Origin of the sequence: Okeania sp. SIO2F4 (assembly GCF_010672385.1) — a bacterium.
Taxonomy (GTDB): domain Bacteria; phylum Cyanobacteriota; class Cyanobacteriia; order Cyanobacteriales; family Microcoleaceae; genus Trichodesmium.
The window spans coordinates 1-8,991 of the sequence record NZ_JAAHGT010000359.1 but is presented as its reverse complement, the minus strand read 5'-3'; the positions used below and the strand labels follow the sequence as shown (position 1 = coordinate 8,991).

General features: G+C 35.3%; 10 protein-coding genes, 1 tRNA gene and 2 pseudogenes. 9 read left to right on the top strand and 4 right to left on the bottom strand.

The features are described 5' to 3' along the window. Window positions 1-1,613: 1,613 nt before the first annotated feature. Window positions 1,614-2,123, bottom strand: coding sequence for a pyroglutamyl-peptidase I family protein (locus tag F6K22_RS21355; protein ID WP_293102373.1), 510 nt, complete (start codon window positions 2,121-2,123; stop codon window positions 1,614-1,616). 366 nt (window positions 2,124-2,489) lie between these two features. Here F6K22_RS21355 and hisH point away from each other — a divergent pair, with 366 nt between their 5' ends. Next, window positions 2,490-3,119 (top strand): imidazole glycerol phosphate synthase subunit HisH, encoded by a 630-nt coding sequence (gene hisH / locus F6K22_RS21350; protein WP_293102371.1) that lies wholly within the window; start codon window positions 2,490-2,492, stop codon window positions 3,117-3,119. Between the two features lie 234 nt (window positions 3,120-3,353). After that, window positions 3,354-3,917 carry a 16S rRNA (guanine(966)-N(2))-methyltransferase RsmD gene (gene rsmD / locus F6K22_RS21345; RefSeq protein WP_293102368.1) on the top strand — a complete coding sequence of 188 codons (564 nt, stop codon included), beginning with the start codon at window positions 3,354-3,356 and terminating at the stop codon, window positions 3,915-3,917. Window positions 3,918-4,239: 322 nt separating this feature from the next. On the opposite strand, the gene petG is transcribed toward rsmD, so the two are convergent. Beyond that, the gene (petG, locus tag F6K22_RS21340; protein ID WP_293102365.1) at window positions 4,240-4,353 is read right to left on the bottom strand and encodes a cytochrome b6-f complex subunit V; all 114 of its coding nucleotides are present in this window, start codon (window positions 4,351-4,353) and stop codon (window positions 4,240-4,242) included. 373 nt (window positions 4,354-4,726) lie between these two features. On the opposite strand from petG, the gene F6K22_RS21335 reads away from it, so the two are divergent. The 3 genes from F6K22_RS21335 (at window position 4,727) to F6K22_RS43595 (ending at window position 5,551) form a co-directional block, all read left to right on the top strand. Further along, window positions 4,727-5,107: a c-type cytochrome gene (locus F6K22_RS21335; protein ID WP_293102362.1), complete on the top strand. Its 381-nt coding sequence runs from the start codon at window positions 4,727-4,729 to the stop codon at window positions 5,105-5,107. Window positions 5,108-5,165: 58 nt separating this feature from the next. Further along, window positions 5,166-5,238: transfer RNA gene (locus tag F6K22_RS21330), tRNA-Thr, on the top strand. 181 nt (window positions 5,239-5,419) lie between these two features. Further along, window positions 5,420-5,551, top strand: coding sequence for a helix-turn-helix domain-containing protein (locus F6K22_RS43595; protein ID WP_483244151.1), 132 nt, complete (start codon window positions 5,420-5,422; stop codon window positions 5,549-5,551). A 249-nt stretch (window positions 5,552-5,800) separates the two neighbouring features. On the opposite strand, the gene F6K22_RS43590 is transcribed toward F6K22_RS43595, so the two are convergent. Further along, a complete protein-coding gene (locus F6K22_RS43590; RefSeq protein WP_483244154.1) occupies window positions 5,801-6,028 on the bottom strand; it encodes a hypothetical protein in 228 nt (75 codons plus the stop codon). Between F6K22_RS43590 and F6K22_RS43585 the strand changes: the two genes are divergently transcribed. The 3 genes and pseudogenes from F6K22_RS43585 to F6K22_RS43575 form a co-directional block, all read left to right on the top strand. After that, on the top strand, window positions 5,973-6,209 hold the full coding sequence (locus tag F6K22_RS43585; protein WP_483244153.1) for a transposase: 237 nt from the start codon (window positions 5,973-5,975) through the stop codon (window positions 6,207-6,209). The two genes, F6K22_RS43590 and F6K22_RS43585, sit on opposite strands and share 56 nt — an antisense overlap. Window positions 6,210-6,252: 43 nt before the next feature. Continuing rightward, window positions 6,253-6,453 carry a zinc ribbon domain-containing protein gene (locus F6K22_RS43580; RefSeq protein WP_483244152.1) on the top strand — a complete coding sequence of 67 codons (201 nt, stop codon included), beginning with the start codon at window positions 6,253-6,255 and terminating at the stop codon, window positions 6,451-6,453. A 49-nt stretch (window positions 6,454-6,502) separates the two neighbouring features. After that, window positions 6,503-6,709, top strand: a pseudogene (locus F6K22_RS43575) (zinc ribbon domain-containing protein); the annotation flags it as partial. Between the two features lie 236 nt (window positions 6,710-6,945). Here F6K22_RS43575 and F6K22_RS21320 read toward each other — a convergent pair. Continuing rightward, window positions 6,946-8,025: pseudogene (locus tag F6K22_RS21320) on the bottom strand (IS701 family transposase). A 238-nt stretch (window positions 8,026-8,263) separates the two neighbouring features. Between F6K22_RS21320 and F6K22_RS21315 the strand changes: the two are divergent. Beyond that, window positions 8,264-8,647 carry a hypothetical protein gene (locus F6K22_RS21315; protein ID WP_293102359.1) on the top strand — a complete coding sequence of 128 codons (384 nt, stop codon included), beginning with the start codon at window positions 8,264-8,266 and terminating at the stop codon, window positions 8,645-8,647. Window positions 8,648-8,991: the final 344 nt, after the last annotated feature.

Genomic DNA, 8,991 nt, shown 5'->3' with positions numbered 1-8,991 from the left:
TGTACCTTATTTTACTCAATTAGATAACGACAGGCATTATTTTGGAGCAGGAAGTCGCCAGGCAAATTTGACTTCTTGTGCTATGTTCTTAGCAGCTTTAAAGCCATGGTTAAGAGAAGAATCAAAGTAGATGTTTATCCTTGTTTGTTTATCCTTGTTTGTTGTTACTATCTAGTAGAGAAAGAATTTTGAAAGTTATAGTTAAGTAGAACCTAAATTCGTAAGTATTTGCTCATATCAGAGTTTCAACTAAGTTTACGAATCAGCTCTGAGTCTTTTTAACTACCTACTTACCAAACCGTTACGTTTACTAGAGATTAATTACAAACCAGAATAGACAAACAAGGATAGACATCTACCACAGATGAGATAGCAGCCAACAAATAGCTTATAGATACTAATGGTCTATAGTATCTTGATTAAAATTATAGTAAAGACATAAAATTTTTGTCAATGGTTCTTAGATTGTTTTTTTGGACTAACTTCATAGTCTATTGAAATTTAGCCTTAAATTAACCGACTAATAATTTTACTCACTAAGAAATTGAATGTATCAGAAAATATAAAAAAGGAAATAGGGAATAGGGAACACTTAATTGGGAACAGTGAAGTCTTATAAAGACACAACTATAATTTTCTATTTGTCGGCATAACTTGAGAAATCTGAATGCTGATAAACTAATCTGTCTAGCTTATTTCAATCCCTGGAATTATTCCCACTTTTATATAAATGTATTTCCATCATCTCTTAATACCTATTTGACAAACAGTCTCTAAGTGAGAAGCGATCGCTCATCAATATTTAATATCGTTGTCGCTTTGTAACTAAAAAAAATCCTCAAAACCGTTAATATGTAAAAATCATAGAAATTAATAGTATAAAACAGTCGTAATCCCAAATTTATGCATAGGCTGTTACATTCATTCTTTGTGATTTATTCCTACAGTTTAATACTTTATGGCTTGCATTCATTGTCACTCATTAAATTTTTTTTCTCCATTTTTTGTCTATTTATCTTTTCTTATTCCAGCGTTCCTTATCTCCTTTTACTTGTTATGTCACGCTCTGCAATATTTTATGAAAATGGTATAATTATTACTCTTTATAAGTTTGATATATTTTTTGTTTGTATTTATTTAGCGACAACTATAACAATCAAATTAACTAAATATAGAGCATAAAGAATTAGATTTTTACCGCTTGCTAAATCTTGAATTGCATAAGCTTTTTCACAATAAATTTTTGACAAAATTTTCAGAAAATCTCCTGTTTAAATTTAGCCTTAAGTTAACTGACTAATAATTTTACTCACTGAGTGAGTAGCGATCGCTCATCAACATCTAATAATCAATAATCAAATTAACTAGCTATCGGTGATTGAAAGTTAGTGGGACTTAAACAAAACAGAGTCATAAAATAGTCTCAAATATATATAGGCAGAGTGTTTCACGTCAAAAAGGTATAAATCCTTAACTGTCAAGGGTTTCAGCCATTTTTATAGCATCGACGTAATTCCCTTGTCTAGACTGAATTTCAGGCATTTTTTCGACCATAAAATGTTTAAGTACCATTAGATACTTACTGATACTTAATCACTGAATACCGAAAACTTTTACCAAGATATTTTTGACAAAATTTTCAGAGAATCTCCCACAATTAAATCTATATTAACTGCCGTTAATATAGGTACATGAACAAAAATGCACTTACTTTTTAAGCAACCTGCATCAAGATACTTTAAAACCGAATAATATAAATCCTCACAGACAAATTTTCCAGCATCATTACTAATCTCAGTTCCATCTAAACCAACCACTAACTTTGACAAATCAACAGAAGTTTTAATCACTTCCGATCCAGAATTTGCTTGAGATTCTATTGTAAGAGTTTCCCGTTTTTCTGCCATCCCACAACAAACAATTACATCAGGCTGAAATTTTTCGATTTGAGAAATCACAATTTCTGGAGCAACTTCTGAATCAACAGGCAACTTTCTGATAAAACTTAGAGAATAATCAGTTAATTCTTGAGCAGATATCACACCCAGTAAATCATCAGAAGAATTAGATTTATGTTCGGGTTTCCAAATATCAAACGATGTGAGTAAAAATTTGATTTTCATTCTTCAAATTCAGACCAAATAAAAAAAATATAAATCCTTTAAATCATACTAATATCATGTTCGGATGAACAGTTATAAATAATTAGGAAAAACTCAGAACTCAGAACTCAGAACTTAGGAGGGAGAACAAAAAGAAAAAATAAGGTATTATGAGGAAAAAGTTTTTGATCGCTAATTAAGCGAACATGATATAATTTTTTGACTATAATATACTAATTACCATCTCTAAGTTAGGTAAAAATTCGTTTGTTTTAGGGAGTAGGGAGTAGAGACTAGGGAATAAAAAATAAGAAAAATAACTGTACCTCAGTAACTTGAGAAACGCTATCGTAAAACTACCAAACACAAAACAAGGAAAATAAATTAATGTCAACTATTGCAGTCATAGATTACGATATGGGTAACTTGCACTCCGTTTGTAAAGGCTTAGAAAAAGCAGGAGCAACCCCAAAAATTACAGATTCAACCATAGAAATAGAACAAGCTGATGCAGTTATTTTACCAGGAGTAGGGTCTTTCGATCCAGCAGTACAACATTTAAGAACACGCAACTTAGAAACACCTATTAAACAAATTATTGCTTCCGGCAAACCATTTCTAGGTATATGTTTAGGCTTACAAATATTATTTGAAAGTAGCGAAGAAGGTCAAGAAGCAGGTTTAGGAATACTTGCTGGAAAAGTACGTCAGTTTAAATCTGAACCCAATCTGACAATTCCACAAATGGGTTGGAATCAACTACAATTTACTCAACCAAAACATTTATTGTGGAATGAAATAGGTTCTCAACCCTGGGTATATTTTGTTCATTCTTATTATGTTGACCCCACTGACTCTCAAGTTACAGCAGCAACGGTAACCCACGGTAATCAAACTGTCACCGCAGCAGTAGGAAAAGATAATTTAATGGCAGTGCAATTTCACCCAGAAAAATCTTCCACTATTGGGCTACAAATTTTGTCAAATTTTGTTAGTAAAGTGACCCCTGAAAATTGAGCTTTAACTAACTAAATAACTATTAACTTATCAACTAAGAGACATTTATATTTTATCTTTTTTTGCTTGTTCCTTGTTCCCTTTTTCAAATCTATCCTTCTCCTTTTATCCTATTATTTATATTGATCCAATAATTAAGGAAGCCTCACCCTTCTAGTAGGAATACCCGTCCGTTTTACGGCAGTTAGGATGTCAATATATCTCCCCATTCTCCTTATATTCCCTTTGATTAGCATGAATTTAAGAATATACGGTAATCGTCAACTAAAAACTTTACCAGGAATGGCAACTCGTCCAACTTTGGCCAAGGTGCGAGAAGCCGTATTTAATATTTGGCAAAATAATATAGATGGATGTCGATGGCTGGATATATGTGCTGGCGTGGGTTCCATGGGTGCAGAAGCTTTATGTAGAGGAGCATCCTTAGCGATCGCCATCGAACAATATGGCCCTGCTTGTACTACAATTCGCCAAAATTGGCAACTCGTGGCTACCTCATCCCAGCAATTTCATGTGTTGCGGGGAGATGTGTTGAAACGGTTAAAAGTGCTGGTAGGGCAGCAGTTTGATTTGATTTATTTTGACCCCCCCTATGCTAGTGACTTATATCAACCAGTATTAGAGGCGATCGCTCAATATCAACTTCTAGCACCAACCAGCGAGTTAGCAGTGGAACATAGTCCCGAAATATGGCCGATTAAATCAGTTCCCACCTTAGAAATTTGTCGGCAGAAAGTTTATGGCAATACAGCTTTAACTTTTTTTTGTTCCATCGAGGGCAGAAATATTCTAACGTGACATACTGCCACACTATACCCCAAGGTTAGTGTAAGCTCCCTCCCTTCCTAGTCCCCCTGTTGCATGACTCCAGGAAGCTCTAAGAAGGGAATGCTCTACCCCCGTGTATTTTATATTTCTGGCTGCGTTTTTATCGCCACACATTACAATGCCGCTCCAAAGGACAATAATGAATTCTGTCTGACAAATTTTTCAGGACTTTTTCACCACAATTAGAACAATCTTAGCTTGTGCCATTTGGATTCATAGCTATCGTTTTCTGTCCAGTATTTAAGTCCTACGGAGAACCTAACGATCAGGCTTTGATAGTAAGATTGGCTAATTAAATATTTAATTGGTTGCCCCGCTTATATTGTTGGTAGGCTGCAAAAAATAGTCCTGCCAATGTCACGAGAATCAGACCTAGTACGATTCCAGAAAGTAATGGTTCTACCACGAAGCCAACTCCTTTGATTGAAATTTTTGTTTGTTATTAATCAATACTACTATTTATTTTGAACCTAGGATTGACATCCTCTGGTGGCCTTAAGGCTAAGAGCGGATCGCTACTTCACCAATCTTTAAAAAAAAATCAAAAACATAAATAATAATATAGTAGATTAAAGTTTGGATTAAGCTTAGAGCATATTACAAGTTAATCTATTGAGGCTTAATTAATCTCTTGTGATTGTTCCCCCCAAAACTTTCTAGCCCATATATTTAAATCTTTAACTTTGCATAAAAATCTTCCCCTGAAAGAATTAAAACTGTTAAGATGTGTAAATTGATATTAAATTTTCTTGTAAATAATTGTTAAGATATTAAAGATTTTGAATAACCAACTTGCTGACACCAAAAAAGAAGTCCTACTACAGTGGATCAGCTTAGTTGGTCTGGCTGTTCTCTTGGTAATCCTATTTATAATCCTAGGAGTTAATCAGTTTCAGGTTTCTGATCCTTATATCAAAAACGTATTGTCCCTCCAGGGAGACCCAGTTAAAGGCCATGCGATTTTTCGGATGAATTGTGCAGGTTGTCATGAATGGCCTACAGATAGTCAGGTCGGGCCGAGTTTAGAAGGAATTTCCCAACATAAGTCGGACGTGGCAATTATTAATCAAATAGTTAGTGGCCAAACACCACCTATGCCCCAATTCCAGGCCAATGAGCAAGAAATGGCCGATTTATTAAGCTATTTAAAAGAAATATGATTTAAAAGTAAAAAAGGGTTGCAAAAATAGCTTTAGCTTTGCTATATTAAAAGACGTTGCCGGTGTAGCTCAGTTGGTAGAGCACTCGACTTGTAATCGAACGGTCAGGAGTTCGAGTCTCCTCACCGGCTTTTTATATTAATAACCTAGTGATATAGAGCTTTTGGGAGCTTCTAGTAAATAAATTTATCAAAACGTTGGTTGAAGACCCGCGCTCTCCCGTAGGGGAGCGTCGGGATGAAAACCAATCAATATTGTGGTTTTACAAATAATCTGTTAGAATGTAAATATCAAAAGTAAGCAGTAAAGTGAATGGTTGATGCATCGTACAAATTTAGATTTTACCTAACTCCTGAACAAGAAAATCTGTTGAGGAGAACTTTGGGTTGTGTACGCTTAGTCTACAACAAAGCGCGCTTCTGCAAGAACTCAAGCTTGGTATGAACACCAGGAACGAGTAGGTTACAAACAAACTTCAGCTATGCTTACCTTATGGAAAAAACAAGAAGATTTAGATTTTCTGAGAGAAGTAAGTAGTGTACCACTTCAGCAAGGCGGTAGTCCATTTACAAACCGCTTTCACCAACTTTTTTAGTGGACGGACTAAATATCCTAACTTCAAGAAAAAGCGCAACGGTGGTAGTGCTGAGTTTACGCTCATCAGCATTCAAGTCGAAAGATGGTCAAGTATATTTAGCGATCGGGTGCAGAACCATTACCTATCAGATGGAGTAGGCAGCTACCAGCCGGTTGTTTTCCCACTACAATTACTGTCAAACTCGATCCAAGTGGTAGATGGTCTGTATCTTTGAGAGTTAATGACACCAGAAATTTAAAACTTAAGCCGACTAAGAAACTTTTAGGTATTGACTTAGGCATCACCAGTCTTTTAACTACAAGTGATGGAGAAAAAGTTGCCAACCCAAAGAATCTTCAAAGGTTACATAAAAAACTGAGGTTAGCCCAGAAATCTCTAGATAGAAAACCCGACAAAAAGTCTAATAATTATCAAAAAGCTAGGCTTAAAGTAGCTAAGATACACGCAAAAATCAAAGATTCAAGACTTGAGATGACCCATAAACTGACAACCCAACGCTCTTAGAGAAAACCAAACGATAGTAGTTGAGGACTTGGCAGTAAAAAACATGGTCAAAAAGCGGTGCGACCCCGCGACGACGCCAGCTCGCTTGCGGAACGCGCACCAAGAGACCACAAAGCACGCAAGAGCCATATCAGATGCCAACTGGGGAGAATTGGTAAGGCAATTTGAATACAAAGCCGAATGGTATGGACGCAAGTTAGTCAAAATTGACCGATATTTTCCTAGTTCGCGCGCGTTGCTCTAAATGTGGTCATGTAGTAGAGAAATTACCTCTAAATATTAGAGAATGAGATTGTCCAGAGTGCGGTAGTCACCATGACCGAGATATCAATGCAAGTATAAATATTTTGGCTGCGGGACTCGCAGTGTCAGCGCCAGTCGCTCATGGGGGAGACCCCCTTTGGCGGCGCTGGCAAGTCTTTAGGAGCGCGCTTTTAGACCTGAAGGGAGTAAATCTCGCTTATGCTGGTGCATTGTTAGCGCAGCTCCTCTGCGCATAGGCAGCAGAAAGCCCCTACCAGCAATGCTAGGGAATCCCGCGCTGTCTCGCGTATAGCAGCGTCGGGAGGATGTCAACTCAAGTCATCAGAATTATCCAGATACTATACCCCCAACAACAGAACAGGACTTACGCAAAGACACTATATATAGCGTCTACTAATTTAGGCGATCGCTTGATTTAATAGAGCGATCGCTTCAAGATTTTTGCCATTGTTAAAGCAAGAGAAAAAAACACCTATAAAATAAAAATAGCCCTGAATTTTATTGTGGGCTTTTTCAGCTCTTGGAGCAGATAATCTGAGAGTAGTTCATGTTTGACTCTATAGATATTTTTTCCTATTTTCACTGCTAGTCTTTTTAAGAAATTCCAGACTAACATAGCACAAGCTATGTGATTTTTTTGAATTTGCCTCAGACGACATTGACAAAATTCGCTTGCGTGTTAATTGCTTAATTCTGGCGTGAAATTCTTCAATTTTCCATCTAGTTTGAGACTTCATATCTACAGCATAAATGCGAAGATTGAGCTAAGTCATTAGTTGCAATATATTCTGTCCTGTTGGTCGAAACAGTTGCCCGTATGGAGTTTGACTGTCTTGAGTGCATCTTACATTCTGAGGAGACCTCACCAATTAGCACTCGCTTTTTTATCTCTTGGAAACCCTTTGATTTTAATTATTTTACCTGATATTTTTTCGGATTTATTCCAACTTAACTCTCCTATATTTTTATATTTTTCTACACCACCAGTATCATCTACGCGCGCGATTTATTTTTAAGGGACAGTAAGAAATTTTTCCTAAATTATCTATCAATGCCATTAATCTTTGTGTGGCATACCAACTATCCATTAATACAGTCTTAAATGGTATTTTTTTCTGTGGTCAATCAGAAAAAATCATTTCTTCTACATGATCTATTTTACTTTTTTTATTAGTATCTGGGTCATAAATTCGATAATCAAGAGTGCCAAAATTATTCTATTTCTGGATTAAAATATATACAATTTACTATCCCTATACCACGAATTACTCTATGGTTATTACCACTATACTGTCGCCGAACCAACTCAATTTTATTACTATGTTCCTTATTAATAACTGTATCATCAAATATTAAATAACATAAGTGTATTAGTTACAATTTCCTGTTTAACATTTTTCCATAAATCCTGGTTATCAAAATTTTCTATTTTCAGATAACGATTTATCGTATCATGGCTAATGTTTTCTAGATGGTTTGCTAAATTTGTGATAGTATAATTTGTATGAGAACTAAGTAAATATTGACAGTAATCAATATAGTTGAAATTCATATTGTTAGCTCAAATTAATCATAATATAATTATATAATAAGTGCGACTTTTGGGATTAAATGTATTGACAATTAGCCATATCTACAATTATAAAAATAAACTATACTTTATATGAGTTATGATGATTTTCTGATTCAGGCGATCGCCTAAATTAGTAGACGCTATATATAGTGTCGTTGCGTAAGTCCTGAGAAAAAAGAAGTTGGAATAAAAGCTTTGTATTGAGAGGTATAAAAAAATGAAACTACTTCAGACTGTCATATCAGTCCTAGTTGCTAGTGTTACAGCGATCGCCCTACCCAATGTGACATTAGCGACAACTCTCAAATTTGATTTAGAGTTTACCACATCAAATCAGAATATTTGGGGTAAGGAAAAGGGCAATTTTAGTTGGGGTAGTGATAGTGGTTTGTTTGCAGTTGAGTGGAATGAGTCATTAGCAAAAAACTATTCTCTGATTCAAAATACTGGTTGTGCTAAGAAAGTTTGGGGTGTTTGTATTTGGCCACAAATTGAGCAATTAGATGTAGGTTTTAATGCTTTTACAGAAGGTAAATTAGGTTTACAAAATACTTTTAATTTAAACGGTGGTATTGTTGATGCTTTAATTCCGGTTGATTGATTTTTTGAGATTCCAGATACATCTGTAAAAGCATGAGAAATCTTGACAATTAGATCGGGTTTTTCTTTTGCCGATCATGCCAGTTTTTCGACAAAAGGTATTAATACTTCCTGTGATTTAGATTTAATATTTGATGTAGCTACAGGAGTAAATATTTAGCCTGTAAATCAACTATATTTGGGATTTGATATTGATGAAACAATTAATATAGTAAATCTAAGTAGGTCGGCGGGAAAATTTCTCACTATGTAACGAAAAGTTACATTAAAGTTCAAGAGTTAAATTTAATACGTTCTGTACTGTATTGTCCTCTTTCTCCCCTCCCTATCACTCCATCCATGACT